This window comes from Bradyrhizobium sp. USDA 4504, assembly GCF_054063995.1.
The window spans coordinates 3,402,121-3,428,022 of the sequence record NZ_JBSSGV010000001.1; the positions used below are offsets into that span (position 1 = coordinate 3,402,121).

Here is a 25,902-nt window from a genome sequence, read left to right on the forward strand (position 1 = left end):
TTCACTGTCATGATTGGAGATCGCGCCCTCCCACGTGGATCGCGGCGGCCGCGCGCAGATCGGGGTTCGAGAACAGGCTGCCCCAGCCCTGCACGCGCGACGGATCGCAGCCGGCCGCGGCAAGGCATGCCCACAGTGTCACCGCAATCGAATCCAGCACCGGGACGCCAAATCCGCGCTCCAGCCGCTCGGCCGCGCCGGCGCCGCGCATGTTGGTACAGAGCACGACGGCGGCATCGCAGCCCTCGCGCACCACCTCCTCGATCAGCCGCGCGACCTCGGCCTCGCTGACCTCGGCAAAGGAGAAATTGTCCTGCAGCGACAGATGCCGCTCGGCAAAACAGTGCAGCCCCTGCGAATTCCAGTTGGCGACGATCCGCTCCTGCACGTCCTTGCGATACGGCGTCACCAGCCCGATGCGGCTGGCGCCGATCCGCCGCAACACGTCGCGATAGGCCAGCACCGTGGTACAGGCCTTGATACCCGTTGCCGCCGTGATCTCTTCGCACAGGCTCTCGTCGCGGTCGAAACCGAGCCAGCTTGCCGAGGTGCCATTCCAGGCGATGACGTCGACCTTGGCATGCGCCAGCAGCTCGGCCGCGCGAAGAATCTCGCTGGCGTCGAACTGGCGCAGCGCCTGCTCCGACAGCGCGATCTCGGTCACCTTGAAGCGCGAGAAATGCGCCGAGACGTCGTCGACGCCCGATAGCATCGCGCAGGTGATCGGCTCGAGCGCGGTATTCGACGACGGCGTCAGCATGCCGAGCCGGACGGGACGTGTCATTGGTGAGCCTCATCAAGCGGCCGAATCCTTGGCGGATTCGGCCGCATCCGTTTTAGACCGGGAGCTTGCGGCTGTAATCGATCAGGGTCGAGCAGATCAACAGCGCAATGCCCGCGGCGGCGAAATACATCAGGGCCAGGAAATAGGAGCCGGTGGCCTGCACGATGAAGCCGACGATCAGCGGCGTCGTGATGCCGGCGATGTTGCCGCCGAGATTCATGCAGCCGCCGAGGAAGCCGGACTTGCCGCGGCCCGCCAGCGCCGACGGAATCGCCCAGTACATGCCGCACCAGCGCAGGAAGAACAGCGTCGTCGACAGCAGCACCACGACCGCAACCGCGTTGGTGACGTAGGCGACGAGGAAGATCGACACCGTCGCCATGATCGCCGCGATGCCGAACAGCGTGCGGAACACGGTGTTGGGCGACCCTCCCCGCTCCCGCCAGTTATCGCCGATCCAGCCGCCGACCAGTTCGCCGACGAAGCCTGCGAAGAAGATGATGAAGGACGCGCCGCCCAGCGCCTTGATGTCGAAGCCGTGCACCTTGAACAGGTAGGTCGGCATCCAGGTCAGCAGCCCGTAGAACGTGGTGTTGAAGAACATCCAGCCGAGGCACATGCACCACACCGAGCGAAACCGGAAGTACGCCATCCAGCTTGCGCCCGAAGACGGCGGCGTCGCCGCATCCTCGATCGCGTGCGCCTCCTCGAGATAGCGCGCCTCGGCTTCATTGACCGACGGATGCTCGCGCGGCACGTTGCGGATGTAGTACCAGGCCCACAGCCCGCACAGCATGGTGCCGACGCCGGCGATGACGAAGGCGACGCGCCAGGAGCTGAACGCCGCCATCAACCAGGCGATCACGATCGAGCCGAGCGCCGCACCAAGCGGTGCGCCGCCGTCCAGCAAGGTGGCGCCGCGGCCGCGCTCGGTCTGCGTCATCCAGATCGCGTTGAGCTTGCCGCCGGCCGGATAGATCGGCGCTTCCGACGCGCCGAGCCCGAGCCGGGTCAGCAGCAGCAGCATCCAGCTGGTCGACAGCGCCGCCAGCGCCTGGAAGAAGCCCCAGAACAGCGTCGCGAGCGCGATCACGATGCGCGGCTTGAAGCGATCGGCGAGCATGCCGCCCGGCACCTGCATCAGCGCATAGGTCCAGAAGAACGAGCTCAGGATCAGGCCCTGCATCGCCGGATCGATATCGAACTCCTTGGCGATGACCGGCATCGCGACCGAGAGCGAGGCGCGATCGATATAGTTGATCGAGATCAGGAACAGCATCAGCAGGAAAATCTTCCAGCGCACGCCTGAAGGCTTTGCCGTATCTGCCATTGCGATGGTGGACACCTGATCGCTCATTGCTTGCTCCTCCCGACAGATTGTTTTGCCCTGCCGCGCCCCTCGTCCTTGACGGTCGCTGGCCTCTCCTGCCCTGCGTGAAGTCTGCTTCAAGGCGGCAAACGGGACAAGCACATTTTGTATTCTGCATACAATTTAGTTTATCTTATTGATATAAATCGATATTTTATCAATCTTGTGCTTCAATTGAGCAGCCGATGATCAGGAATTGGGCGTCAGGTCAGCCGCGCGAGGCAGGCGATTGCAGGGAATTGGCCCGGCGTCGCCGCTGCAACAAATCGCCCGCCTCGGTGCTCTGCTCACTGCAAAAACGAGCGTAGCCCGCATGAGCGAAGCGACATGCGGGGACAAAACCAGCCCCGGATTGCGCTTCGCTTCATCCGGGCTTCTGTAACGGGCCTTGGTTAGTCAATCCCTTTTCGCGTCATCCACTCGCCGGGCACTTGCTTCTGTACGGGATCGGCGCGAAGGCCGTCGCCTGATGGGGTGCATTGAGGAGCCGGCCGGCCAATCTACGGATTGCGTGGTCGTGAGCCACTTCCCGGATGGCGGCCTGACCGGATCCATCGTCCCAGCGGAGGGACTTCGCTCGGGGAGAGCCTGGTGTCGTGGCCCGCCCGGAACCGATTGCTGCTCCTGGCTAGATGGCCTTGGTCATCGGGTTGAACGGTTTGGTGTCGGCGAGCATGCGATGCAGGATCACGGCGAGCTTGCGAGCCAGCGCTACCTTGGCCTTGCGCATGCCTGCGCGCCGGGCGATCCGCATCGCCCAGCTCTTCAATGCCGAGCAATTCTTGACCGGCTTGGTCAGCATGACGTGAGCTGCCTGGTAGAGTGCCTCGCGCACGGAGGCATCCCCGATCTTGCTGATGCGGCCGGTGTAGTCGGTCTCACCGGACTGGTACTTCTTCGGGGTGAGCCCAAAGTGGGCTCCCGTGGCCTTCGAGGAGCGGAAGCGCTTCGGGTCGTCGATCGCCGCGGCATAGGTGAGCGCCACGATCGGACCAACGGACGGCGTTGTCATCAGGAGCTTGGCGGATGGATGCGTCCTGGCGAGCTTCTGGGTGTGCTTGTCCAGGCTCTTGAACTCCCGCAGCAGCACCGCATGGGCTTGGAGCAGCGCCGCCGCGACCAACTCCAGTCCGGGATGGCCGGTCACGAGCTCGCGGATGCGTCCGGCGAACGTGCGCTCGGTGGTCGCACCGACCTTCAGGCCAAAACCGCGAAGTATGCCGCGCAGGCTGTTCTCGACATCGCGAAGCTTGGATTGCAGCAGCTTGCGCGCCGTCAGGATGGCGCGGGTCTCCTGCGCCGCGACCGACTTGCAGTGCACCGGCCGGAACCAGCCGAGCCGCATCAACTGCGCGATCCGGCGGGCATCGTTGCGGTCCGTCTTCACCGGCATCGACTTGAAGGCTTCGCGAACGTGCCGCGTTTCCAGCAGCTCGACCGCAAGCCCTGCGTCTCGCAGACCCGCATACAGCCATTGCGACAAGGGGCCTGCCTCCAGCCCGATCCGTTCCAGTACCAGACCCAGCGACCGGAACCAGGCGATCAGCGCCGCCGGCTCGCTCGCAACCTTCGTCTCGCGCAAAATCTTGCCTGTCCCATCGACAAGGCAAACGCTCGAGCATTCCAAAGACACGTCAATTCCTGCATAGTGGTACATGGTCGTCCCTTAATGATGCCTGGAGCGGGCTTGCCCGACTCCGTTGAACACCATCAGTTTGAGGGACGACCGCCTTCCAACCAACAGGCCGCTCGCGAGCGCGCTTCCAAATTGCGCCGTAGCGAGCGGGCGGCCGGCCCGTTACCCCATCTACGGAGGCACGGACAGCGGCGCCCCGGGGCCGTTGCCCGGGACGCAGTGAGTGAGCTAGCGACGGATGAAGGCCGCCACCACCGCGCTGGAGGTCGCGCAGACAGCGACCACCAGGAACACCAGCGACGTCTGGTTATGCTTGTCCATGAAGTGGCCGATCATCGGCTCGCCGAGACCTGCGAACAGATAGGCGAAGAAGTTCATCACCCCGGTCGCGGTCCCTGCCCGTTTGTGGCCGACCAGATCCGGGCACAGCGCCCAGAACGAGGATTGCGGGCCGTAGGTGAAGAAGCCGCACAGGAACAGCACGGTCATCCCGAGAACGGCGTCCGAGGTCGGGATCGCGTACATGCACAGCGAGGTGACCGCGGCGAGCGCCATGTAGAGCACAATGGCGAGGTAGCGGCGCGAGCCGAACACCTTGTCCGAGACCCAGCCATTGCTGAACGCGCCGACCGCCATGCCGACCGGCAGCGCGATGCTGATCCAGCGCGGATCGATCACCGAGGCGGCGCCGGCCTTGGCCCAATTGCTGCCGAGGAAGTGCACCGGCACCCACACCAAGAGGCCGTAACGCGCCGCGTTCTGGAAGCCGATCGCGACGCCGGCGACCAAAAGGCGCCAGTTCGACAGCACCGCTTTGTAGCGCGCCAGCGAGCCCTCATTGGCGCTGACCGCAGTTTCCGCAGAGGTGAAATCGTCGGCCTCGTCATGCGGCGAGGCAAAGCCCATGTCCTCGGGCTTCTCGCGCGCGATCAGATAGAACGCGATGCCGCCGAGCAGCAGCAGCACGACCGGGATACGGAAGATCCAGCGCCAGTCGAGCTGGAAGTAGCCGACCACGACCAGCGAGGTGACGAACGACAGCACCGAGGCGAGACCGGCCGCGAATGTATAGAGTCCGTAGACCGTGCCGCGCTCGTGGCGGCCCCACCAGTTCGACAGCAGCCGGCTGCCCGGCGCCCATCCCATCGACTGGAAATAGCCGTTGATGCCCCAGAACGCGGTGAGGCTGACGATCCCGGTCGACAGGCTGGTGGCCCAATTCATGATGAAGGAGAGGATCGCGCCGGCGCTCATCACGCGGCGGCCGCCGAACTTGTCGCCGAGATTGCCGTTGATGGCCTGCCCGACCGCGTAACACCAGAGCAGCGCCGCGCTGGCCCAGCCCAGCGCCTCCTTGGTGACGCCGAACTCGGCCTGGATGCCGGGAATGGCGAAGCCGAAGGTTTGCCGCCCGGTGTAGAAGAACAGATAGCAGAACATCGCCGCGAACAGCATCCGCCACTGCGCGCGGCGGAACGATGTCGCAAGCTCCGGATTCTGGACTCCGACCGAGCCGACGCCCGACGGACTGAACGTGATCGACATTGAGGCCTCCCCTTTGTTTGGTTGATCGCAGTCGGCCGCCGCGTTGTTCTTGTTGTCCGCGTGCGGCCCTCGTCGAACGCGCTGCTCTAGACCGGCCAGGGCAGCGAATAGGTCTTGACGTTGGTGAAGCTCTTGATCGCCTCCTGCACGCCTTCCTTGTAGCCAAGGCCGGAATCCTTGATCCCGCCGAACGGCGACATCTCGATCCGGTAGCCCGGCACTTCCCAGACGTTGACGGTGCCGACGTCGAGCTCATTGACGAACCGCGTGATGTAGTCGAGCCGGTTGGTGCAGACGCCGGATGACAGCCCGAACGCGGTCGCGTTCGAGATCCGGATCACGCTGTCGATGTCGTTGGGCACGCGGATGATCGGGATCACAGGCCCGAACGTCTCCTGCATCACCAGCTCGCTAGTGTAGGGAATCCGGTCGACCACGGTCGGCGGATAGAGCGCGCCGTCGCGAGCGTTGCCGTGCAGCAGCTCGGCGCCGTCGGCGACGGCGGCATTGACGCGGCGCTCGAATTCCTTCGCCGCGCCCTCATGGATCACGGTGCCGACGTCGACCGTCGGGTCCATCGGGTCGCCGCATTTCAGCTTGCGTGCCTTCGTCAGCACCAGCGCGGCGAAATCGTCGGCGACCGCCTCGACGCAGAGGATACGTTTCACGGCCGTGCAGCGCTGGCCGGAATTCTTGGTGGCGCCGGTCACCGCGAACTCGGCCGCCTTCTCGAGGTCGGCGTCCTCCATCACGATCAGCGGATCGTTGCCGCCGAGCTCGAGCACCAGCCGCTTGTAGCCCGCTTTATTGGCGATGTGCTTGCCGACCCTGACCGAGCCGGTGAAGGTGACGAGATCGGCGTCCGGATCGGTGATCATCGCATCGCCCATCGAATGCGGGTTGCCGGTCACCACCGACAGCATCTCCGGCGGCAGCCCGGCCTCGTAGAGCACGTCGGCGAGCGCGAGCGCGGTCAGCGGCGTCAGCTCGGTCGGCTTCAGCACCACGCGGTTGTTGGTCGCGATCGCCGGCGCGATCTTGTGGCTCACCATGTTGAGCGGATGGTTGAACGGCGTGATCGCCGAGATCGCGCCGAGCAGCGGGGTGCGCGTCGTGAAGATCTTGCGCGCCTTGCCCTGCGGGCTGATGTCGCAGGAGAACGTCTCGCCGTCGTCCTTGATCGCGAGCTGGCCGGCAAAGGAATAGACGTCATAGGCGCGCCCGGCCTCGTAGAGCGAATCCTTCCAGCACAGGCCGGACTCGGCGGTGATCAACCGCGCGAATTCCTCCTTGCGCCCGGCCAGGATCTCGGCGGTGCGCAGCAGGATGCGCTGGCGCTCGTAGCGCGTCAGCTTCGGCTTGAACGCGGCCGCCCTGGCGAAGGCGCTGCGCACATGCTCCGGCCGCGCCGCCGGCACCGTGCCCACCACCTTGTTGGTGTAGGGACTGAAAACCTCGACATGCTCGTCGGTGTCGACGAGGCTGCCTGCGATCCGCATCTGCTCATGGCGAACGGCCGGGCTCTGGATGTTCATGGCACTGTCCTTGGGGTCCGAATGCGTCACTGGATGCGGTTGAGCGCGACGTCGAAGGCGTCGAAATTGCGCAGGGCGTGACCGGCGGGCAGCGCGATCCTGCGGTTGGCGATCAGCGGCACCCGCTCCTCGGTGAGCCCGCCATGCGAGCGCAGCGGCTCGGTCAGGCCCGAGAGATCGTGACGGGACTCGCTGGTGCCCAGCACCTTGTGCCTGGTCGAGATCACGACGATGTCGCCGATCCGGTCCGGCGGCAGCTCGAACCTGGCGCAGGCCTCCTTGCGCGTCAGCGCGACCTCGATGCCGCCGGTCGCACGCAGCCGCGACAGCAGCGTGTCGACGTTGGCGCCCTCCGGCGTGTAGATCGTCGCGAACGAGCCGAGCGAGCCGTGATGGGCGACATAGGGATCGGTGATCGGCAGGATCACGCGTGCGGCGCCCGTACCGGTCCAGTCGTCCATGACGTCCTGGAGGTAGATCACGTCGGGCTTGCCGTCGGGCAGGAACTTGTCGTTCATGCCGTGGTCGGCGGTCGCCACGATGTTGCAGCCGAGCGCATCCAGCTTCGCAAGATAGCCGTCGATCATCGCGTAGAAGTCGTTGGCGATCTTGGTGCCGAGCCCGACCTTGTGCTGGATGTAGTCGGTGGTCGACAGGTACATCAGATCGGGACGGTAACGCTCGACCAGCTTGACGCCGGCCGCGAACACGAAGCGCGACAGATCGGCCGAGTAGACCTCGGGGAGCGGCAGGCCGACGAAATCGAGCACATCATCGATGCCGTTCGCCGCCCTGGTGGCCTGGTCGGCCTTCTCGGACGAGAAGGCGATGGCGCGGCCGCTGGAATAGTCCAGACCGTACGCAAGCAAGGTGCGCAGCTTGTCCTTGGCGGTGACGGCGGCAACCTTGTAGCCGGCGTCGTGGACACCGGCGAGGATGGTCGGTGCGCGCAGGAACTTCGGATCGTTCATCATGACTTCGGCGTTGTTCGCCGTGTCGTAGAAGTAGTTGCCGGCGATGCCGTGCACCGCGGGCGGACGTCCGGTGATGATCGAGAGGTTGTTCGGATTGGTGAAGCTCGGGATCACGCTGGCGGCATGGACGTGCGCGCCCTCCTTCATGAAGCGCGCGAAGGTCGGCGCGACGCCGGCCTCGATCGCCCGCTCGATATAGCCGGGCTCCGAACCGTCGAGGCAAATCACGACGGTTGGCCGCGTCGGCGCCTCGTAATCGCGCCCGTTCACGGTGATGGTTTTACGATTGTCTTGCATGATGCCTCTCCTCGTCACTGCGCCGTCGTCACGCGTTCGCCGCGCTCGGCATCCGCTGCGTCTGCGCTGCCTCGATCAACCGTTCCTTCGACCCTAAGAAGTTGCGGCCGCGCTCGCCCTCCAGCGAGTCCGCGATCAGCGCGTGCCATTCGGCGCGCTCGATCCTGTAGGCGGCCGGATTGCAGGAGATGCCGAGCCGCGCCATGCAGTCCTCGAGATCGTCGGCCGCGCGGGCCAGGTCGGCGCCGAAGATCTGCCTCAAGCTGTCCTCGCAGAGCCCGCCCGCCCCTTTGACGCTGCGCAGCACCATCGGCAGCGAGAACGAGCAGGCGATGCCGTGCTGGACGCCGTGCCGCAGCGTAATCGGATAGGACAGCGAATGCGCGATCGCGGTCTTGGTGTTGGAGAATGCCAGGCCCGCGAACAGCGCCGCCTGCGCCATGCGGCTGCGCAGCTCGAGATTGCCGAGGTCGTTGGCGAGCTTCGGCAGCACCTCGAGGATGCTGCGTGCCGCGGCCACCGCGTGGTTGGCCGACACCGGATTGTTGTTGACGTTCCAGATGCTCTCCAGCGCATGCGACAGCGCGTCGAGCCCGGTGCTGACGGTCAGAAGCTGCGGCTTGCCGAGCATCAGGCGCGGATCGATCACGGCATGGGTCGGATAGAGCGACGGACGCGCCAGCGAGTATTTCTTGCCGTTGGCCTCGTCCCACACCGTGCCCCAGCAGGTCACCTCGCTGCCGGTGCCCGCGGTGGTCGGCACCGCGATGATCGGGATCGCCGCGAGGCGCTCGGCGCCCTGCTGCGTCTCCAGATAGGTTTTGACGGTCGCGAAGTCGCCGCCGGCGGCCGCGAACACCTTGGCGGAGTCGATCACCGAGCCGCCGCCGAGCGCGACGATCACCTCGGGCTGCCTCGCGAGCCCGGCAAAGCGCGCGGTCTGCTCGGTAAGCAGGCGGTAGTCCGGATTGGGCGCGACGTCGCGAATAGTCAAGACAGACGGTCCCGCCGCGGCGCGCAGCCGCCGCTCGAGCTCGTCGAAGATCGGCTCGCCATAGGTCACGAGCGCGTAGGCGCGCTTGCCGATCAGCCCCGGCAGCTTGTCGAAGCTGTCGGCTCCGAATTCGATCCTCACCGGGTTGGAATAAGTCCAGTCCATCCGCGCGTCCTCCGTTTGGCGCGAAGGTACGGCGCCGGCTGCTATTGACAAATTCATTCTACGGATGCGTTCTATTGATTATGTCAATAGTGTTCAGCCAGCTTCGCGCCTTCCACGCGGTCGCCACCCATGGCGGCTTCACCGCGGCCTCGCGCGTGCTCAACGTCGGCCAGCCGACATTGACCATCCAGGTCAAGGAGCTGGAGGAGAGCTACGGCGTCGAGCTTTTGATTCGGAAGCCGCGGCATACCGAGCTCACCGAGGCCGGCGCCGCGCTGTTCGAGATCACCCGCGGCATCATGACGTTCTGCGACGAGGCTCACGACCTCCTGGCCGCGCACGGCAAGGCGACCAAGGGCCATCTGCGGGTCGCGACCGTCGGGCCGTTTCATGCCACCGAGATCATCGCGGCGTTCAAGCGCGATCATCCGGAGGTGCAGATCTCGACCTTGCTCGGCAATTCCGAACGCACCTTCCGCCACATCGTCGACTTCGAGGCCGACGTCGCGATCCTGGCGGAGGTGCCGGAGGATCCGCGCGTCACCATGATCCCCTACCGCACGCACCGCGTGATCGTGTTCGTCAACCGCGACCATCCCTGGTTCAAGCGCAAGTCGGTCAGGCTGCGCGAGCTGGCCGACCAGCCCATCGTGCTGCGCGAGCGCGGCTCGACCACGCGGCGCGCGTTCGAGGCGACGATGCAGGCCGAGGGCATCAGGATCGAACCGGTGTTCGAGATCGAGAGCCGCGAGGGTGTGTGGAAGGCGGTCGAGCGCGGCCTGGGCATTAGCGTCGTCGCCGACTTCGAATTCGTGCCGCATCCCAATCTGCGCGCGCTGGAGATCAGCGACCGCACCATCAAGACCCAGTACAGCATCGCGCATCACAGCGGACGCGGCCATTCCCCGATCATCAAGGCGTTCATCGACACGGTCCGGCGGATGAAGGGGCGTGATGCTACCGCGAGGGGGTCTTCGGCCCGGCCTTGAGTGCGAACAGCGCCAGCAGCGCGGCCAAGCTCAGAGCCGATGTGACCGCAAGCGTGTAGCCACCGAGCGGCGAGATCAGGAATCCGAATATGAGGGGCGCGAGGGCTTGAGACAGTCGCGACGGCGCGCCGAGCAGTCCCAGGCGGTAGCCGTAATCCTTCGGACCGAATATCGCCAGCGGCAGCGTGCCGCGCGCGATGGTCAGGATGCCGTTTCCGGCACCGTGCAACAGCGCGAACACCCCCGCGAAGCCACCGCCGAACAGGCCGATGACGCAGGCGCCCAAGGGATGTGTGATGCAGGCCAGGCGCGCCGACCAGAGCGGGTGGAAGCGCTTCAGCAGGCTCGCTTCGACAATGCGCGCCGCCACCTGAGCCGGGCCGATCAGTGCGCCCGCCGCGATCGCCTGCGCCTGCGTCGCACCGAGCGACTCCAGAATTCGCGGCAGATGAACCGCCATCGCCGACGTCACGCTCCAGGCGGCGGCGAAGGCAAAGGCGAGTAACACCATCGCGCGGTCGATGGCGATGTGCGGCTTCGGCGTGTCGGCCGCGATCCGATGCTCCCGCTTTAGCCTGGGGATCAGGAGGCCGTTGAGCGGCAGGCAGATCAGGATGTGCGCCGCAGCCCAGCCGAAACAGGTCCAGCGCCAGCCGATGGTTGCCAGCCCCCACGCACTCAGCGGCCAGCCGATCGTGCTGGCAAAGCCCGCGATCAGCGTAATGCCGGTGATGGAGCGACGGGCGGCGTTGCCGTAAATGCGCCCGAGCGCCGCGAAGGCTGCATCATACAGGCCAAGACCCATGCCGACGCCGAGCAACAGCCAGCTCACCGCCATCAGCACGCCGCCCTGCGACAGCCCGAGCAGGATCAGCCCGGACGCCAGGATGAGGTTGGACGCGCAGAGCACTTCGCGTCCGCCCATCCGGTCGATCTGGCGGCCGACGCGCGGACCGAGCAGCCCGGAGATCACCAGCGCCATCGAGAACGCGGCGAACAGCCAGTTGGTCGAGATGCCGAGGTCCCGCGCGATCGGGTCCGCGAGGATGGCGGGCAGATAATAGCTCGACGCCCAGGCAAGGGTTTGCGTGGTCCCGAGCGCAACAATCAGGACGTTGTCTGCACGGCGGCTCATCCGGCGCGCGCACCCGGCGTCCTGGGCGGGACCACTTCTCCGTCCTCCTTGACGAATTGGCCAATGTCAGTGGCGAGAAGTTCAAGCACAGCCTCGGACGGCCGGCACAGTTTCACGCCGTTCGGCGAGACCACGATCGGCCGATTGATCAGGATCGGATGCGCGATCATGAAATCGATCAACTCGTCGTCGCTCCATTTCGGATTGGCAAGGTCGAGCGCTGCATAAGGCGTGCCTTTCTCGCGGAGCAGCGCGCGGGGCGTCATGCCCATGGCCTTGATCAGCGCGATCAGCGTGTCGCGCGCGGGTGGCGTCTTGAGATACTCGACGATCTCCGGCTCCTCCCCGCTTTGGCGGATCATGGCCAGCGCGTTGCGCGACGTCCCGCAATCGGGATTGTGGTAGATCGTGATCGTCATCGGATTGCCTCCATCTTCGTTTCGCTCTGCCGCAACAGCCACGTCATCAGCGCCAGCGCGACCATCGCCCCCAGAATCTCGGCGACGATAAATCCCGGCAGGTCCTGCGCGCGGATACCGGAAAACGTATCGGTGAATGATCGCGCGATGGCAACGGCCGGGTTGGCGAAAGACGTGGACGCGGTGAACCAGTAGGCGGCCGTGATGTAGAGCCCGACCAGCCATGGGATAGCGGCCTCGCGAAACCGCAGGCCACCGATGATTGTTGCGACCAGTCCGAACGCGGCAACGAATTCCGCAAACCACTGCGGGAACCCGGTCCTCGCCTTGGCGGAGAACACCAGGGGCGGCAGGCCGAACATGGCATGCGCGACCATCGCACCCAGGATTCCCCCGAGCACCTGCGCCGCGACGTACTGCGCGGCGTGCGGCGGGCGGAGCTCGCCCTTGAGCGTGAACACCAGCGTCACCGCCGGATTGAAATGCGCGCCGGATATCGGTCCAAGGATCGTGATCAGCACCACCAGCATGGCACCCGGTCGGCAGCGTATTGCCGAGCAGCGCCAGGGCCACGTCCTTGGTCAGGGTTTCTGCCATGATGCCGGAGCCGACGACGGTCGCGACCAGAAGCAACGTGCCGAGACATTCCGCCACAAGGCGCCGTGGCAGATCGAAATCGCGCATCACGCACGCGCTCTCTTCTTGCTGGTGGAAGGCTTGCACTGGGCGGCGGCGAGCACCGGCGCGCAGATCTCCGGGTGGCCCGCGCAGCAATCCTTCATCAGGAAGGCGATGAGGTCACGCAAACCGGTGAAATCCGCCGAGTAGATGATCGAGCGCGCCTCGCGGCGCGGCACGATCATGCCGGCGTGCTCGAGGTCCTTCAGATGGAACGACACGTTGGATGGCGACACCTCGACCGCCTCCGCAATCGCCCCCGCGGCCATCCCCTCGGGACCCGCCTGGACCAGCAGCCGCACGATCCGCAGCCGCGTTTCCTGCGACAACGCGGCGAAGGCGGTTCGGGCTTGACGCTCCTCCATCTTTCGATAATCCTACAATTCAACAATCGTTGAAATACGGATAGCAGCCATGGACACGCTTGCCAATACCCGTTCGATCGTCGGCGCCCTGCTTCCGGTGGAAGAGCTGTCATCCGCGGCCCTCCTTTCCGGCCTTGAGGCGCACAAGGAGAAACCGCTGATCTTCAGCTACGACGGCCGGGACGTCCGCCCCAGCTACCACGTGACCGAAGTCAAGACCGGTTCGTTCAGGGCGCTCGATTGCGGCGCGAACCCGGAGAGCTGGAGCGAGACCTTCATTCAGCTCTGGGACATCGAGGAGGAAAACCGCGGTCACATGCCGGCCGGAAAATTTCTTGCGATCATCCGCAAGGTCGACGAGGCCGTCGGCTTCGACCCGCAAGCCCGGCTGACGTTCGAGGTGAGCGACGGTGTTCGGCCGATGCAGATCTATCGCGCCGAACGCATGGATGCCGGCGACGCGGCGATCCGCGTCTATCTCTCGGCGCGTCCGTCGAGCTGCAAGCCGCGCGACCGATGGCTCCAGGACCAGCAGTTCTGCTGCGCACCGAAAGCCAAACAGCCGTGCTGCGGGTGATGGATGCTTGAACGCCTGATATGGACAGACGTGTCACGCGGATTGGCGCTCGCGGCAAGACTGCCCGGAAATTGCCGATCACTGAGTTGCCCGACAGGTCAAGCCTCCGAAGCAAAAATATTTCGCTTTATCCGAAGCGCAACTCAGTGTATGAATAACCCGTCTCACCCGATCGAGGGGCGCTGCGCATCGTCAGGAGTGTTGCGGTGAGATGCGGTGGACGCGGCAAGCGCAACTGACGAGTGCGCATGATGCGGACGGCGAAATCGTGCAGGCCTGACGCCCTAGCGGCAGGTGTCCTCTCGCAAAGTGCGCAAGCGTTTGCGAGGGCGGCGACAAAAAAGCCCAGTCTCGCCGGGGAGAGCACGTATAAGCCGTAACCCATCGCGCAGGGAAAGCCGGGTTGTTTCCGGTTACACCTGTGGTCCTACCCCCGAGCTTTCTACCTTTTGCTCGGGGCCCATGGGTGCGATCGGCACCCGGCTTTCCCTGCGCCCTCTGTTCAAGAGAGGGCGGAACAAAAAGCAAGCTCGGGCAGATCATGTCGCGAGGACGCGGAAGCTTGATTCACAGCTCGCGCAACACGCTCGCTGTCGTCCCTGCGAAAGCAGGGACCCATAACCACAGATCGGCATTGTTGCGGGACGGTCGAACGAACGAGTCCCGTTCACAACACGGGCCGCGGAGTATGGGTCCCTGCTCCCGTGCGCAATTGCGCACTAGGCAGGGACGACACCGAGATTGCAGCGATGATAGAGCGCGCCCTACCCGCTCAAGCCGCCGTCGGCTCGCTCGACAGCGCGGCGAACACCGTCTCCGGCGAATGGGCGATCACGGCGAGCAGCGCGCGGGCGGGTCCACGCGGCGCGCGCTTGCCCTGCTCCCAGTTGCGGATGGTTTCCACCGGCACGCCGAGCTTGGCGGCGAATTCGAGCTGGGTGAGCTGGGCCCGGCGGCGCAGATCGCGTACGGCCGGCTGCGCTGCCGCAGGCTGCATCGCTGCCTGGTCGGGATGTGCGGGCACGAGCGGGATTTCCTGCCCGTCGCGCAATTCGACGATCCGTCCGTCCGCCTTGAGCCGCAACCGCTGCATGATGGCCCCCGTGATGGCCCCTTGGAGATAGCGGCATCATCGATGAAGCGCGTTAAGTTCGGATTAACGATAAGCGGCCCGGCGCGGCTCGCGCCCGGACCATGCGCCGCCCTGCCCGCGAGCGCGTTACTTGAGGCCGAACCACAGCGTGGCGATGCCGAGGAAGGAGAAGAAGCCGACCACGTCGGTGACGGTGGTGACGAAGGTGCCGGAGGCGACCGCGGGGTCAGCCCGCACCCGTTCCAGCACCATTGGGATCAGGATGCCGCCGAGCGCGCCGGCCACCAGATTGCAGATGATCGCAAGCCCGATCACGATGCCGAGGCCGGGGATCTTGAACCAGGCCACCGCGGCGACGCCGGTGATGACGGCAAAGGCGATGCCGTTGACGAGCCCGACCATGGTCTCGCGCAGCACCACCCGCATCGCGTTGTACGGGCCGAGCTCACGGGTGGCGAGCGCGCGCACCGCGACCGTCATGGTCTGGGTCGCGGCATTGCCGCCCTGGCTCGCCACGATCGGCGCCAGCACCGCAAGCGCCACCATCTTCTCGAGCTGGCCCTCGAACAGACCGAGCACCGACGAGGCCAGGAACGCGGTGGCGAGATTGACTAGGAGCCAGTTGAAGCGACCGCGGGCGATGGTCCACACCGTGTCGGACAGCTCTTCGTCGCTGGTGACGCCGCCGAGCGCCTTCAAGTCTTCGTCTGCCTCCTCCTCGATCACGTCGACGACGTCGTCGATGGTGATCACGCCGACCAGCCGGTCGATGGTGTCGACCACGGGAGCTGCGACCAGGTTGTACTTGCCGAACATCCGCGCGACCTCTTCCTGGTCCTCCAGCGCGGAGACCCGGCGGCGGTCCTCGTCGATCAGGTCCTTGATCGGAACCGGGCGGCGCGTGCGCAGCAGCACGTCGAGCGGCACCGCGCCCAGCAGGTGCTTGTCGGCATCGACCACATATATTTCGTAGAAGCGATCCGGCAGATCCGGCGTGTCGCGCATATAGTCGATCGCCTGCCCGACATTCCAATCCGGCGGCACCGCGATGAACTCGGTCTGCATCCGCCGGCCGGCGGAATTCTCCGGGTACAGCAGGCTCCGCTCGATGTCCTCGCGCTCGGCCGCCGGCAGCTTTTCCAGGATCTCTTCCTGGTCCTCCTCGTCGAGGCTCTCCAGGAGCTCGACGGCGTCGTCGGATTCGAGCTCGCGGACGCCCTCGGCAACCGTCTCCGGCTCGAGTTCCTCGAGGATCTCCTCGCGGACCGTCTCGTCGACCTCGTTGAGCGCCGAGAAGTCGAAATCGGTGCCGGTGATCTCGACCAGGGTGACGCGGTCGACCGGCTCCAGCGCCACGATCAGGTCGCCGAGATCGGCCTCGTGCAGTTCCGCCACCACCTCGCACAGCAACGGCCGGTCGGCGGCGTGGATGGCCCGGGTGATCGCCGCGACGAATTCGCCGCGGAGCTCGCCCTCCTCGTCCCGCATCGGCATCCGGGCCAGCGGATCGGCCTCGGCGGGTTCGGCAACGTCGAAATTCTCGGCCATGCCGTGTTTCGCCGGTTTGACAGGAGGGGAAAAACTGGTTGGATGAGTGCGGAACGGATTACCTAATCGGTGGGGCCCAGTGCAATGAGAAAGATGTCGAGCGCACCGCGACCGCTCCGGAAGGCTTTCGCGGCGCTGGTCGCGCTCGCGCCTGTTGCACTGTTCGGCTCGGCGCACGCCGCCGAATGCCAGCGCAAGGACGCGCTCGGCACCTCACGTGTACTCGAGGTCGACCCCGCGACCTATCCGCGCGTCGGGCTGAAGAGCTTTCCGCAGACCCTGCCGCTCAGGGATGGCGAGGTCGTGCTGACCTTCGACGACGGACCGACGCCGGGGGTCACCGACAAGGTGCTGACGGCGCTGGCGGCCGAATGCGTGCAGGCAACCTTCTTCATGGTCGGCCGCAACGCGGCCGATCATCCCGATATGGTCCGCAAGATCGCGCGCCTCGGCCACAGCATCGGCTATCACAGCTGGGACCATCCGCATCTCAACAAGCTCCCGCTGGATCAGGCCGAGGCGAACATCAACCGGGGGATCGAAGCGGTCCAGAAGGCCCTGCGCGGCACCGCAAGCACGGTCCCGAGCACGCCATTCTTCCGGTTCCCCTATTTCGAATCGACACCCGCCCTGCTGGACCATCTGGAAAAGCGCGGTATCGCGGTGTTCGGAGCCGATTTCTGGGCCAGCGATTGGAACAAGATGACCCCCGAGGAGGAACTCAAGCTGCTCACCGGGCGGCTCGAAGGCCACCGCAAGGGAATTATACTGCTGCATGACCCGCAAATGCGGACAGCCGAGATGCTGCCCGCCTTCTTGAGGTACCTGCAGGAGCATAAATACCACGTCGTCCACATCGTCCCGGCGGCGCTGAAAACCGTGTCCGACCGGACACATTGAACCCGGGACGCTAGGTGGATTACAGACCGTTAAGGCGGCATTCATGGCGCCGCACCTAAGGATTCGTCAGTGCGTTTGGAATGCGGCCGAGATTCGATGATTGCAAACGTCTTGGTGATGATCCGGAAGCGGTCGCGGACCGTGGTCCGCGCGGCGCTGCTGGGCTGCGGCTTGATGACGCCGTACGCCGCCCTCGCCGCAGACTGCCCTAACCCCAACGCACTCGGCACCTCGCGGACCCTCGTCGTCGATCCCAAGGAGCATCCCCGGATCGGCACCATGCAGTACCCGGAGACCTTGCCGCTCGCCGATCACGAAGTGGTACTGACTTTCGACGACGGGCCGCTACCTAAATACAGCAACCAGGTGCTGGCCATTCTCGCCAGCCAGTGCGTCAAGGCGACCTTCTTCACCATCGGCTCCCAGGCCCGGTTCAATCCGGAGGGCGTGCGCAAGCTGATCGCGGCCGGACATACCGTCGGCACGCACAGCCAGAACCATCCGCTGACGATGAACAAGATGCCGCTCGAGAAGGTGCGGCAGGAGGTCGACGACGGCATCGCCTCGACGCTCGCCGCGCTCAATGGCGACAAGAGCAAGCTCGCGCCGTTCTTCCGGATTCCCGGCCTGATGCGCGCCGAGATCCCGGAGGCCTATCTGGCGTCCCAAGGCATTCAGGTCTGGAGCGCCGACTTCCCCGCGGACGACTGGCGCCACATCTCGCCGCAGCGGGTCTATGACCTCGCGATCCAGCGGATCGAAGCCAAGCGCAAGGGCATCCTGCTGCTGCACGACATCCAGCCGCGCACCGTTGCGGCGCTGCCGCGCATCCTCAACACGCTGAAGGAGCGCGGCTACCGGATCGTTCATGTCGTGCCCGCAACGCCCGATCGCCCGGCGACGCCGACCCAGCCGCAGCAATGGTACCTGCATCCGCCGACCGAGACGGTGGCGACCACGCGCTGGCCCAGGATTCCGAACTTCGTCTTCACCGCGACGCGGACGCTGCCTGCCCCGGTGCTTGCCGACATGGATTGGCGCGATGCCGACATCCTCGACCACGCACAGCGCACCCGGGTCGCGATGCCCGTCCGCACGCTGTGGCCGCAGCCCCAGCTTGCGCGGTTCGCATCCGTCCCGACAATGCCGGTCCCGGCGCCCGACGTGTTCCGCGTTCCCGAAGCGCTCGACCTGACCCTGCTCGCAGCCCGATCGGCGGCCAATCGCCGCCTCGTGCAGCGTGCGACAATTGGCGTTGGCGTATCGCGCGCGCAGGCGTTCTCCGCGCGCCAGGCCAGGCATCCGAAGCAGGCTGCGCATCAGGGACCCGCCCCGGCGCACGGCCGAGGCCACGGCGCGCCCTTGCATGTCGCGCCGCCGGCTGCCGACAACGCGTCAGTCCACGTCGCCAATAATGTGAAGAAGCGCACGCCGCGCGCCGAGGCGGCGGCGGCCGGCAAGCGCGTGCCTGATTGACGTGATCTAGCTGGCCACGATCTTGGCGACGCAGAGCAGGATCACCAGCGCCAGGAAGAAGATATCGATATAGGATTTGATCTCGCCGGCATGCCTGAGCACGGTGACATCGGCGACGATCTGCCTGCGCGAGGCGACAGCATTTGGCCCCTCGCCGGCCGCCGCGGCGAGCCGCCGCGTCTCACCCTCCAGGCGCTCGATGCGCTGGAAGAAATAGAACGAGCGCAGGCCGGAAAAGGCGTGCATCGCCGCATAGACCAGGACCAGAATTGCGACCGTCGCGCGCTGCTCGTACTTCTCCAGAAGGTTCAGCGTGAAATAGACCAGCCCCAGGAACACGAAGTTGGAGACCACACGGTAGACGTAGCTCGCAAAGAATCATCAGGCGCTCCGGTAAGGCAAGCTTGCAGCCGCGCGATTGGGGGAAAGCGGTCGGCTTCGGTCGGCAACACCAAACCGGTAAGGCCATGCATCCGCGAATCTACCTGACCGGTGTTACATGACCGCATCGACCTGCACCTCCACGTCACCCGCCTGCACTCGTCGGACCTGCCCCCGGAGGCACGGGCCGGCATAGCCGGCGAGCGGCCACGCTCCGAAAAGTCCAGCGATTTCAAGGATCAGCTGAGGTGTGGTGCGCTCGGAGGGACTCGAACCCCCACGGTGTTACCCACTGCCACCTCAAGGCAGCGCGTCTACCAATTCCGCCACGAGCGCTTGGGATACCGGATGGAACCCCGAAGGCACCGCCGGATCGACGGGGCCATGTAACAAATCACGGATGCAGGGACAAGGCGATTAATGCGGGAATTAGCCGCGAACCCCGGGAGATTTCGGCAGCATCTGCTTGACCTCGACCGCAATCCGGTTGCGGTCGACCAGGACCACGCCGCTGGCCACCGGCAGGTTGTTGGCGAGGATCTTGACCTCGTCGGCCTCGGTGGCATCCAGTTCGATGATGGCGCCGCGGGACAGCCGCATGACCTGGTGAATCGGCATCGTGGTGGTGCCGAGGACCACCATGAGATCAACGCTGACTTTATCGAGGGTGGGCACTTCTGAACCGCCGAACGGGAACTAGATTGTGGGTTCACCTGACCACGTTAGGGTTAGCTAATGGTTAACGACCGCCAAAGCCTCGATTTGACGACCTTTGCGCGCCCTTCGGGCGGCGAAGCGGTCGAATGGCGGATTTCCGACCGCGCGGTGCCCTACCCCGATTCGCTCGCCGCAATGGACGAGCGGGTAGTGAAGATCGCGACGGGCGCGGCCCCCGAACTGGTATGGCTGCTGGAGCACCCGCCGCTCTATACCTCCGGCACCAGCGGCAAGGCCGACGATTTGCTCGCGCCGCGCTTTCCGACCTTCCAGAGCGGCCGCGGCGGCCAGGTCACCTATCACGGCCCGGGCCAGCGCGTCGCCTATGTGATGCTCGACCTCAAGCGGCGCCGGCCCGATGTGCGCGCCTATGTCGCTTCGCTGGAGGAATGGATCATCCGCACGCTGGCCGCCTTCAACGTCCGCGGCGAGCGCCGCGAGGACCGCGTCGGGGTCTGGGTGCAGCGCCCGGACAAGGGACCGGGCCATGAGGACAAGATCGCCGCGATCGGCGTGCGGCTGCGCCGCTGGGTCTCCTTCCACGGCATCGCGATCAATGTCGAGCCTGATCTTGCGCACTTCCAGGCCATCGTGCCCTGCGGCGTGGTCGATCCGCGCTATGGCGTCACCTCGCTGCTCGATCTCGGACTGCCGGTCACGATGGCCGATGTCGACATCGCGCTCCGGCAGGCATTTGCCGAGGTGTTCGGCGACACCGCAGCGCGCCTGCCGGAAGCGACGTCATAGGCTTCACGCCGCCTTCTGCGGCGCGACCTCGAGCTTGCCGGCGATGTAGCGACGCTCCTGGGTGAGGCCGCCGAAGCCGTAGGCGTCGCCCTTCACCTCGTCGACATGGGCGTAGCTCTCGGTATGCAGCGGCCCGAGCAATTCGCCCATCCGCTTGAACAGCGCCGCGAGATAGGCCGCCTTCTCGTCCTTGGTGTTGGTGCCCTCGGTGACGTGGATGTCGAGCCAGTAGCTCGCAAGCCCCTGCTCGGCGAGCGACTTGCCGCCTGCGAACCAGTCGCCGGCATCAGCCGACCTCACGATAACAGCGGTGACCTTCGGATCCTTGTGCAGAATCCGTGCGGTCAGGTCCGACACGGCGGCGGCGATGTCGGACTTCAGCGACGGCCTCTCGCGCGAGGTCGCGTAGGTGACGGTGATGAGCGGCATGATCGGTCTCCTTGAATCCGGTTGGCGCGGGTCAATTGCGCCTCCTCTAGCTAGACCTTCGCGCATCATCTTGGTATCTTATCTAGATTGATAGCAATGATAACAATCCTTGATCATGACCGCCACGCTCGATATCGACACCGTGCAGGCCTTCCTCCTCGTCGCCGAGTTGCAAGGCTTCACCCGCGCCGCCGAGGCGCTTGGCACCACGCAGGCGGCGATCAGCATGAAGTTGCAGCGGCTCGAAACGGTGCTGGGCAAGCGGCTGGTCGAGCGCTCGCCGCGCGCGGTGCGGCTGACCGCCGACGGCGCGGCCTTCCTGCAGCACGCCCGCGCGCTGATCGAGGTGCATGATCGCGCGCTGGCCGGCGAGAAACCAGCGCGGCAGCAACTCACGCTCGGGATCAGCGATCACGCCGCGGGCCCGGAGCTGGTGCCGCTGCTGGAGCGGCTGCACGCGATGGCCTCCCAGCTTGCCCTCTCCGTGACCATCGGCTTCTCGCGCGAAATGCTCGACGCTTATGATGGCGGCGAGCTCGACGCCGTGATCGTGCGCCAGGAAGGCAGCCGGCGCGGCGGCGAGAAGCTGACCGAGGACGAATTCGGCTGGTTCGCCGCCAAACGCTTCGTCTGGCCGCGCGGCGATGCGCTGCCGCTCGCGACCCTGGCGCCGCCCTGCGGCGTGCGCGCCCTCGCCGTGCGCGCGCTTGACAAGGCCGGCATCGCCTGGACCGAAAGCTTCGTCGGCGGCGGCGTCACCGCGGTGGTGGCGGCCGCGCTTGCAGGGCTTGCCGTCGCGCCCCTCGTCCGCCGCATCGCGCCGCCGGGCCTGGTCGATATCGGCCCTGCCCACAAGCTGCCGCGGCTCGGCACGTCGAAGGTGATGCTGCATTCGAAAGTCAGCGATCCCGCCAAGCTCGCGGCACTCAGGACGCTGGCCGCGACGTTTCGGAGCGTGGCGTCTGCGGCATAGGTTGAACACCGTAGCGGTTCACATCGAGTCTTCGCCTGCCGCCAGTTCGCACATGACGAACCAGTAGGTCAGGCCGGCGACAAACCCGGCCACGACGAACAGGCAAACCAGTCCGGATGTCCAGACAGCCGGGGATCGTAGAAGGACAGTGATGCTCAACGCACCGATCGCCGCGCCTGCGCAGGCGAAAAATCCCGCGGCTCGGATATGGAACTCCTCGGTGAACCAGACGACGATCGCCGTGGGAATTGCTGTGAGCAGACAAGTGATGACGAAGATCGCGGCCGACGGAAGCAGCATCACGACGATGCCGTAGAGCAGCCGCGCGACATCGCCGTGCGACGTCATCATCACAATGGTCTGACCGACGGCGGAAATCACCGCAGTCGCCGCGCCACAGCCCGCAAGCCAACCTCCGAATGCACGGGAACAGGTGCTGCACATCGAGGCCTCCTCACAGGATCGCATCGAACGCGCTGCGCAAGGTTTCGTGTCGGAACACAAAGCCGTTGCTCAGCGCCTTGTTCGGCAGCACGCGCTGGCCGCCGAGCAAGAGCTCGTCGGCGAAATCGCCGCCAACGGCGCGGAGCAGCGCCGCCGGCACGCGGAAGATCGCCGGCCGGTGCAGACGGCGTCCGAGCTCCTCGGTGAATTTCATGTTGGTCACCGGGATCGGCGCGGTCGCGTTGACAGGACCGGACAGTTCAGGTCTCGCAATCACATGCGCGATCAGGCGCACGAGGTCGTCGCGTTCGATCCACGACATCCACTGCTTGCCCGAGCCGAGCGGGCCGCCGAGGCCGAACTCGAACGGCGTCAGCATCCGCGTGATGAAGCCGCCATCGATGCCGACCACGAGACCGATGCGCAAATATGCCACGCGCACGCCGTGATCCGCGGCCGGCTTCGCCGCATTCTCCCAGGCCTCGCACAATTCGTGACTGAAGCAGGCGTGGGATTTCGCCGACTCCGTCAGCACCTGGTCCTGCCAGAGCCCGTACCAGCCGATCGCGGAGCCGCTCACGAGTACCGACGGCTTGCGTTCGAGGCGCGCGATCAGCTTGATCACGTCAGACGTCATGTCGATACGTGAGGCGATGATCTTGCGGCGCTTGGCCTCGGTCCAGAGGCCGTTGCCGATGGGCTCGCCCGCGAGATTGACGATGGCGTCGATCCCGTAGTCGGCGGGCAATTGGTCGAGGCTCGTGACCAGCGTCACCGGCGGCGGCAGCATGTCGGCCTTTGCCGGATTTCGGATCAACGCAATCACCTGATGGCCGGATGCGGTGAGGCTCGCGACCAGGCGGCTGCCGATGAAGCCGGTAGCGCCGGTGACCAGCACGGTCTGCCGCGCCGGCAATTTCTCGACCAGCGTCGCGGCCGGCACGCTGGCCAACCGTCCGAGGCGCCTCGTCGCGGCAAAGTCGCGCGCGCCGAACAGCGCGACGCCGAAGGCCGCAGCCGTCGCGAACAGACTTAACGGACCCGCATAGGCCGGCGCGACGGCGGTCGGCAGCATCGCCCAGCCGATCAGGACCGGCACCAGCAGCACGAGGATGGCGCCGTAATTGATCGCCAGCAGCGTGTGATTGATCCGCTCGCTCGGCGGCAGCTTTCGGCTCAGATCCTCCTCGACGAAATCCATCAAGGTGATGACGACCTCGACGACGAGGACGGCCATGATCGCGATCGCAAGGATGCCGTGCACTTGCAGCCAGCCGAGCACGAGGAACAGCAGCGCATAGAGCATGTTGCGCACGCTGTGCAGCTGCAGCTCGTGGCGCTGCGAGGGACGCCAGGCCAGCCGCTCGGTGAATTCGTGGTGATAGAACGTATCGAATGCGCCCATCGCAATCTGGATGGCGACAAGTGTCCAAAGCAGCGGCGTCATGGCGTGGCCTCCCTGAACACAGCGGACTGACGGATCAGCCTGCCGAAACGCGGGTGGATGATCTCCAGCGTGAAGCGGAAGTCACCGCAGCCGAGATCGGAATGGGTCACGGTGAGATCGCCCGGCGTGAGCCATTCGGGCAGCGGCAGGCGAAACGGGCCGAGTTGCAGCGAATAGCCGACGCTGCGAAACACCAGCGCCTCGTGCTCGACCGCGATCCGCAGCGCCATGCTGACGCCGAAGCCGACATATTCCTCGAGCCCGGTCGAACCGGCAAAGCGCTTGGCGGAATGAATCACCTGCGGGAAGCCGTCGCGGCGCGCGCAGATGCGGGTCCAGACCTGGCCGCCGCTTGCCGCGTCCTCGGTGACGGTGACGATCATCGGCACGCGCGTTTCGGTGCCGGTCGGGAACGGTCCGCCGATCAGCCGCGCGGCCTGCGCCAGCCACCAGCCGATGCGGCTGCACGCGGCTTCCTCGACCTCGCCGACATAGACGACGGTGTTGCCGTCCTCGAACCGTTTCGAGAAACGCCGCCAGATCGCAACCGGCAGGCGGCCCCAATCCTCGTCCGACAGCAATGCGCGGAAGCGGTGGTCGTCGAGCAGCTTTATATCGGAAGCCGGCGCTGTCTTTAAGGCGGATATCCTTGCTGACGCCATCGCACGCTCCCGTTACGCCGCCGCCTTTATTTGGCCCTGCCCGTGGGCAGGAAACTCACGATCTTCTCGCCGAGCTTGATCAACGCGACCAGGCGCGGCCGCGGCACGTTCAGCATCTGCGTGTACCAACGGTCGACCAGCTCGGTGAATGTCAGCATCTCCTTCAGCCGCTTGCTGGCGAGCGGGCTGATCGCGGGATCGTCGGCCGCGTCGGAGACGCAGGCGCGCAGCGCTACAAGCGCGGGATCGATCTCGCGCTCCTTGCGCCCCGCCGCGATCCTGGCCGCGACCTCCCAGATGTCGGTCTCGGCCTCGAAGTGGTCGCGGCGGTCGCCAAGGATCGGCACCCGCCGGATCAATCCCCAGGACAACAGCTCCTTGATCGAGTTGGAAACGTTGGAGCGCGCCATGCCGAGGGTGTCGGCGATGTCTTCCGCCGTCATCGGCGCTTCGGCAAGGTAGAGCAACCCGTGGATCTGGCTGACCGAACGGTTGACGCCCCATTCGTCGCCCATGTCGCCCCAATGCAGGATGAAGCGCTCGACGACGGCGGGAAGTTTTTTCTTGGCGGTTATTTCTGTCATGACAGAAATATCAGACGGTTCGGAGCAGAAGTCAAGGCTGGCCGTGCTGTCCACGACGGCGCACGAGACATGGCAGGTCTCCTGACCTATCCGGCGCCTCGGCGAATGCCGTGCATCGGAGGTGAGGAGTTTTCCTTTGTGGCCCCCGAGCTCTTTGTCCAAGCTGATCCGCGTGGATGATGGGCCGTGCGCCGGGTTGCCCGGCGTCGCGGCCGCAAGGGAGATTGCGCATGCCAGCAAGGAGTTCGTTGGATCCATTCCAGAGCTTTACGACCGGCTCCTCGTGCCGATGATTTTCGAACCCTACGCACGCGATCTGGCGCAACGCGCCAAGGCTCTTGGCCCGCGCGACCTGCTTGAGACGGCAGCCGGCACCGGCGCCGTCACCCGCGCGCTGTCGTCCGCGCTCGGCAGCGACACCAGGATCGTGGCGACCGACCTGAATGAGCCGATGCTCGAACGAGCGAAGTCACAGATGCCGAGCGGGACCGCAATCACCTGGCGGCAGGCCGATGCACTGAACCTGCCGTTCGACAATGCGAGCTTCGACGTCGTCGCCTGCCAATTCGGCGCGATGTTCTTCCCCGATAAGCCCAAGGGTTATTCGGAGGCGCGCCGCGTGCTGAAGCCGGGCGGCCGTTTCCTGTTCAGCATGTGGGGTCGCATCGAAGACAACGAGTTTGCTGACGTGGTGACCCGGGCATTGGCGGAGGTCTTTCCGGCCGATCCGCCGCGCTTCCTGGCGCGCACGCCTTATGGCCACTGCGCGGCCGACCCGATCCGGGCCGATCTTGCAGTCGCGGGCTTCGGCAAGATCGAAATCGACGACGTTCGGCTGCAAAGCCGGGCCAATGCGCCTCATGATCCTGCGATCGGCTTTTGCCAGGGATCACCGTTGCGCGGCGAGATCGAGGCGCGCGGCGGTATCGGCCTTGATGCGGCGACCGAGCACGCCGCATCGGCCGTTGCGCGCCGCTTCGGCAGCGGCGCGATCGAAGGCCGGATTCAGGCGCTGGTGATCTCAGCGGCCGCGTAACGA

26 protein-coding genes, 1 tRNA gene and 1 pseudogene are annotated in these 25,902 nt (G+C 65.6%); 7 read left to right on the forward strand and 21 right to left on the reverse strand.

The genetic code is table 11. The annotated features are described in order from the left end of the window. Positions 1–7: 7 nt before the first annotated feature. The 7 genes from ACVMB1_RS15750 to psrA all read right to left on the reverse strand — a co-directional run bounded on the left by ACVMB1_RS15750 (position 8) and on the right by psrA (position 9,299). On the reverse strand, positions 8–784 hold the full coding sequence (locus ACVMB1_RS15750) for a maleate cis-trans isomerase family protein (protein ID WP_076834556.1): 777 nt from the start codon (positions 782–784) through the stop codon (positions 8–10). A 52-nt stretch (positions 785–836) separates the two neighbouring features. Further along, on the reverse strand, positions 837–2,141 hold the full coding sequence (locus ACVMB1_RS15755) for an MFS transporter (RefSeq protein WP_028336433.1): 1,305 nt from the start codon (positions 2,139–2,141) through the stop codon (positions 837–839). A gap of 640 nt (positions 2,142–2,781) precedes the next feature. Beyond that, a complete protein-coding gene (locus ACVMB1_RS15760; RefSeq protein WP_057016162.1) occupies positions 2,782–3,810 on the reverse strand; it encodes an IS110 family RNA-guided transposase in 1,029 nt (342 codons plus the stop codon). Between the two features lie 207 nt (positions 3,811–4,017). Continuing rightward, a complete protein-coding gene (locus ACVMB1_RS15765; protein ID WP_076831191.1) occupies positions 4,018–5,334 on the reverse strand; it encodes an MFS transporter in 1,317 nt (438 codons plus the stop codon). A gap of 86 nt (positions 5,335–5,420) precedes the next feature. Further along, complete coding sequence (phnY, locus tag ACVMB1_RS15770; RefSeq protein ID WP_076831686.1) at positions 5,421–6,869, reverse strand: phosphonoacetaldehyde dehydrogenase; 1,449 nt, start codon at positions 6,867–6,869, stop codon at positions 5,421–5,423. A 26-nt stretch (positions 6,870–6,895) separates the two neighbouring features. Continuing rightward, positions 6,896–8,143: a phosphonoacetate hydrolase gene (gene phnA, locus ACVMB1_RS15775; RefSeq protein WP_371852169.1), complete on the reverse strand. Its 1,248-nt coding sequence runs from the start codon at positions 8,141–8,143 to the stop codon at positions 6,896–6,898. A 25-nt stretch (positions 8,144–8,168) separates the two neighbouring features. Next, complete coding sequence (gene psrA / locus ACVMB1_RS15780) at positions 8,169–9,299, reverse strand: iron-containing alcohol dehydrogenase PsrA (RefSeq protein WP_076831197.1); 1,131 nt, start codon at positions 9,297–9,299, stop codon at positions 8,169–8,171. A gap of 80 nt (positions 9,300–9,379) precedes the next feature. Between psrA and ACVMB1_RS15785 the strand changes: the two genes are divergently transcribed. Continuing rightward, complete coding sequence (locus ACVMB1_RS15785) at positions 9,380–10,288, forward strand: LysR substrate-binding domain-containing protein (RefSeq protein WP_057020835.1); 909 nt, start codon at positions 9,380–9,382, stop codon at positions 10,286–10,288. On the opposite strand, the gene ACVMB1_RS15790 is transcribed toward ACVMB1_RS15785, so the two are convergent. The 4 genes and pseudogenes from ACVMB1_RS15790 to ACVMB1_RS15805 all read right to left on the reverse strand — a co-directional run bounded on the left by ACVMB1_RS15790 (position 10,257) and on the right by ACVMB1_RS15805 (position 12,885). Next, positions 10,257–11,423, reverse strand: coding sequence for an MFS transporter (locus ACVMB1_RS15790; RefSeq protein WP_057020836.1), 1,167 nt, complete (start codon positions 11,421–11,423; stop codon positions 10,257–10,259). The genes ACVMB1_RS15785 and ACVMB1_RS15790 overlap by 32 nt on opposite strands. Beyond that, the gene (gene arsC, locus ACVMB1_RS15795) at positions 11,420–11,842 is read right to left on the reverse strand and encodes an arsenate reductase (glutaredoxin) (RefSeq protein ID WP_057020837.1); all 423 of its coding nucleotides are present in this window, start codon (positions 11,840–11,842) and stop codon (positions 11,420–11,422) included. The genes ACVMB1_RS15790 and arsC overlap by 4 nt, the downstream gene beginning before the upstream one ends. Then, a pseudogene (locus tag ACVMB1_RS15800) lies at positions 11,839–12,526 on the reverse strand (aquaporin). Before ACVMB1_RS15800 ends, arsC begins: the two are co-directional and overlap by 4 nt. Then, the gene (locus tag ACVMB1_RS15805) at positions 12,526–12,885 is read right to left on the reverse strand and encodes an ArsR/SmtB family transcription factor (protein WP_076831201.1); all 360 of its coding nucleotides are present in this window, start codon (positions 12,883–12,885) and stop codon (positions 12,526–12,528) included. The pseudogene ACVMB1_RS15800 and the gene ACVMB1_RS15805 overlap by 1 nt, the downstream one beginning before the upstream one ends. A gap of 49 nt (positions 12,886–12,934) precedes the next feature. Between ACVMB1_RS15805 and ACVMB1_RS15810 the strand changes: the two genes are divergently transcribed. After that, positions 12,935–13,462: a DUF6428 family protein gene (locus tag ACVMB1_RS15810; protein ID WP_076831204.1), complete on the forward strand. Its 528-nt coding sequence runs from the start codon at positions 12,935–12,937 to the stop codon at positions 13,460–13,462. A 772-nt stretch (positions 13,463–14,234) separates the two neighbouring features. On the opposite strand, the gene ACVMB1_RS15815 is transcribed toward ACVMB1_RS15810, so the two are convergent. Then, on the reverse strand, positions 14,235–14,555 hold the full coding sequence (locus tag ACVMB1_RS15815; RefSeq protein ID WP_028343385.1) for a helix-turn-helix domain-containing protein: 321 nt from the start codon (positions 14,553–14,555) through the stop codon (positions 14,235–14,237). A 126-nt stretch (positions 14,556–14,681) separates the two neighbouring features. Further along, positions 14,682–16,103 (reverse strand): magnesium transporter, encoded by a 1,422-nt coding sequence (mgtE, locus tag ACVMB1_RS15820; protein ID WP_076831207.1) that lies wholly within the window; start codon positions 16,101–16,103, stop codon positions 14,682–14,684. 84 nt (positions 16,104–16,187) lie between these two features. Here mgtE and ACVMB1_RS15825 point away from each other — a divergent pair, with 84 nt between their 5' ends. After that, complete coding sequence (locus tag ACVMB1_RS15825) at positions 16,188–17,003, forward strand: polysaccharide deacetylase family protein (RefSeq protein ID WP_057020842.1); 816 nt, start codon at positions 16,188–16,190, stop codon at positions 17,001–17,003. A 96-nt stretch (positions 17,004–17,099) separates the two neighbouring features. After that, a complete protein-coding gene (locus ACVMB1_RS15830) occupies positions 17,100–18,479 on the forward strand; it encodes a polysaccharide deacetylase family protein (RefSeq protein WP_076831210.1) in 1,380 nt (459 codons plus the stop codon). A gap of 6 nt (positions 18,480–18,485) precedes the next feature. Here ACVMB1_RS15830 and ACVMB1_RS15835 read toward each other — a convergent pair whose 3' ends face one another. From ACVMB1_RS15835 to ACVMB1_RS15845, 3 genes are all read right to left on the reverse strand, one after another. Next, complete coding sequence (locus tag ACVMB1_RS15835; protein ID WP_456848746.1) at positions 18,486–18,833, reverse strand: hypothetical protein; 348 nt, start codon at positions 18,831–18,833, stop codon at positions 18,486–18,488. A 278-nt stretch (positions 18,834–19,111) separates the two neighbouring features. After that, positions 19,112–19,196, reverse strand: a tRNA-Leu gene (locus ACVMB1_RS15840). A 93-nt stretch (positions 19,197–19,289) separates the two neighbouring features. Then, positions 19,290–19,535: a FliM/FliN family flagellar motor switch protein gene (locus tag ACVMB1_RS15845; RefSeq protein WP_076831216.1), complete on the reverse strand. Its 246-nt coding sequence runs from the start codon at positions 19,533–19,535 to the stop codon at positions 19,290–19,292. A 60-nt stretch (positions 19,536–19,595) separates the two neighbouring features. On the opposite strand from ACVMB1_RS15845, the gene lipB reads away from it, so the two are divergent. Next, positions 19,596–20,324: a lipoyl(octanoyl) transferase LipB gene (gene lipB / locus ACVMB1_RS15850; RefSeq protein WP_456848748.1), complete on the forward strand. Its 729-nt coding sequence runs from the start codon at positions 19,596–19,598 to the stop codon at positions 20,322–20,324. 3 nt (positions 20,325–20,327) lie between these two features. Here lipB and ACVMB1_RS15855 read toward each other — a convergent pair whose 3' ends face one another. Next, positions 20,328–20,753, reverse strand: coding sequence for a tautomerase family protein (locus tag ACVMB1_RS15855; protein WP_057020855.1), 426 nt, complete (start codon positions 20,751–20,753; stop codon positions 20,328–20,330). Between the two features lie 115 nt (positions 20,754–20,868). On the opposite strand from ACVMB1_RS15855, the gene ACVMB1_RS15860 reads away from it, so the two are divergent. After that, positions 20,869–21,726, forward strand: coding sequence for a LysR family transcriptional regulator (locus ACVMB1_RS15860; protein ID WP_057020856.1), 858 nt, complete (start codon positions 20,869–20,871; stop codon positions 21,724–21,726). Positions 21,727–21,744: 18 nt separating this feature from the next. Here the strand turns inward: ACVMB1_RS15860 and ACVMB1_RS15865 are convergent, their stop codons facing one another. The 4 genes from ACVMB1_RS15865 to ACVMB1_RS15880 form a co-directional block, all read right to left on the reverse strand. After that, complete coding sequence (locus ACVMB1_RS15865; RefSeq protein ID WP_143271108.1) at positions 21,745–22,107, reverse strand: hypothetical protein; 363 nt, start codon at positions 22,105–22,107, stop codon at positions 21,745–21,747. 73 nt (positions 22,108–22,180) lie between these two features. Further along, positions 22,181–23,617 (reverse strand): TIGR01777 family oxidoreductase, encoded by a 1,437-nt coding sequence (locus ACVMB1_RS15870; RefSeq protein WP_076831225.1) that lies wholly within the window; start codon positions 23,615–23,617, stop codon positions 22,181–22,183. Beyond that, positions 23,614–24,279, reverse strand: coding sequence for a DUF4166 domain-containing protein (locus ACVMB1_RS15875; protein WP_076831227.1), 666 nt, complete (start codon positions 24,277–24,279; stop codon positions 23,614–23,616). Before ACVMB1_RS15875 ends, ACVMB1_RS15870 begins: the two co-directional genes overlap by 4 nt. A gap of 26 nt (positions 24,280–24,305) precedes the next feature. Next, positions 24,306–24,863 carry a GbsR/MarR family transcriptional regulator gene (locus tag ACVMB1_RS15880; RefSeq protein WP_057020860.1) on the reverse strand — a complete coding sequence of 186 codons (558 nt, stop codon included), beginning with the start codon at positions 24,861–24,863 and terminating at the stop codon, positions 24,306–24,308. Between the two features lie 289 nt (positions 24,864–25,152). On the opposite strand from ACVMB1_RS15880, the gene ACVMB1_RS15885 reads away from it, so the two are divergent. After that, entirely contained in the window at positions 25,153–25,899 is a 747-nt protein-coding gene (locus ACVMB1_RS15885) for a class I SAM-dependent methyltransferase (protein WP_456848750.1), read from the forward strand. Positions 25,900–25,902: the final 3 nt, after the last annotated feature.

Bases quoted from the DNA above. Each gene is read 5' to 3' on its own strand.
- ACVMB1_RS15760 (WP_057016162.1), bottom strand. From the start codon at position 3,810: ATGTACCACTATGCAGGAATTGACGTGTCTTTGGAATGCTCGAGCGTT.
- mgtE (WP_076831207.1), bottom strand. From the start codon at position 16,103: ATGGCCGAGAATTTCGACGTTGCCGAACCCGCCGAGGCCGATCCGCTG.
- ACVMB1_RS15870 (WP_076831225.1), bottom strand. From the start codon at position 23,617: ATGACGCCGCTGCTTTGGACACTTGTCGCCATCCAGATTGCGATGGGC.
- ACVMB1_RS15755 (WP_028336433.1), bottom strand. From the start codon at position 2,141: ATGAGCGATCAGGTGTCCACCATCGCAATGGCAGATACGGCAAAGCCT.
- ACVMB1_RS15885 (WP_456848750.1), top strand. From the start codon at position 25,153: ATGATTTTCGAACCCTACGCACGCGATCTGGCGCAACGCGCCAAGGCT.
- ACVMB1_RS15750 (WP_076834556.1), bottom strand. From the start codon at position 784: ATGACACGTCCCGTCCGGCTCGGCATGCTGACGCCGTCGTCGAATACC.
- ACVMB1_RS15860 (WP_057020856.1), top strand. From the start codon at position 20,869: ATGACCGCCACGCTCGATATCGACACCGTGCAGGCCTTCCTCCTCGTC.
- ACVMB1_RS15815 (WP_028343385.1), bottom strand. From the start codon at position 14,555: ATGCAGCGGTTGCGGCTCAAGGCGGACGGACGGATCGTCGAATTGCGC.
- phnY (WP_076831686.1), bottom strand. From the start codon at position 6,869: ATGAACATCCAGAGCCCGGCCGTTCGCCATGAGCAGATGCGGATCGCA.
- ACVMB1_RS15880 (WP_057020860.1), bottom strand. From the start codon at position 24,863: ATGACAGAAATAACCGCCAAGAAAAAACTTCCCGCCGTCGTCGAGCGC.
- ACVMB1_RS15785 (WP_057020835.1), top strand. From the start codon at position 9,380: ATGTCAATAGTGTTCAGCCAGCTTCGCGCCTTCCACGCGGTCGCCACC.
- psrA (WP_076831197.1), bottom strand. From the start codon at position 9,299: ATGGACTGGACTTATTCCAACCCGGTGAGGATCGAATTCGGAGCCGAC.
- ACVMB1_RS15875 (WP_076831227.1), bottom strand. From the start codon at position 24,279: ATGGCGTCAGCAAGGATATCCGCCTTAAAGACAGCGCCGGCTTCCGAT.
- ACVMB1_RS15790 (WP_057020836.1), bottom strand. From the start codon at position 11,423: ATGAGCCGCCGTGCAGACAACGTCCTGATTGTTGCGCTCGGGACCACG.
- ACVMB1_RS15830 (WP_076831210.1), top strand. From the start codon at position 17,100: ATGATTGCAAACGTCTTGGTGATGATCCGGAAGCGGTCGCGGACCGTG.
- ACVMB1_RS15805 (WP_076831201.1), bottom strand. From the start codon at position 12,885: ATGGAGGAGCGTCAAGCCCGAACCGCCTTCGCCGCGTTGTCGCAGGAA.
- ACVMB1_RS15855 (WP_057020855.1), bottom strand. From the start codon at position 20,753: ATGCCGCTCATCACCGTCACCTACGCGACCTCGCGCGAGAGGCCGTCG.
- ACVMB1_RS15765 (WP_076831191.1), bottom strand. From the start codon at position 5,334: ATGTCGATCACGTTCAGTCCGTCGGGCGTCGGCTCGGTCGGAGTCCAG.
- ACVMB1_RS15825 (WP_057020842.1), top strand. From the start codon at position 16,188: ATGAGAAAGATGTCGAGCGCACCGCGACCGCTCCGGAAGGCTTTCGCG.
- arsC (WP_057020837.1), bottom strand. From the start codon at position 11,842: ATGACGATCACGATCTACCACAATCCCGATTGCGGGACGTCGCGCAAC.
- ACVMB1_RS15810 (WP_076831204.1), top strand. From the start codon at position 12,935: ATGGACACGCTTGCCAATACCCGTTCGATCGTCGGCGCCCTGCTTCCG.
- lipB (WP_456848748.1), top strand. From the start codon at position 19,596: ATGGTTAACGACCGCCAAAGCCTCGATTTGACGACCTTTGCGCGCCCT.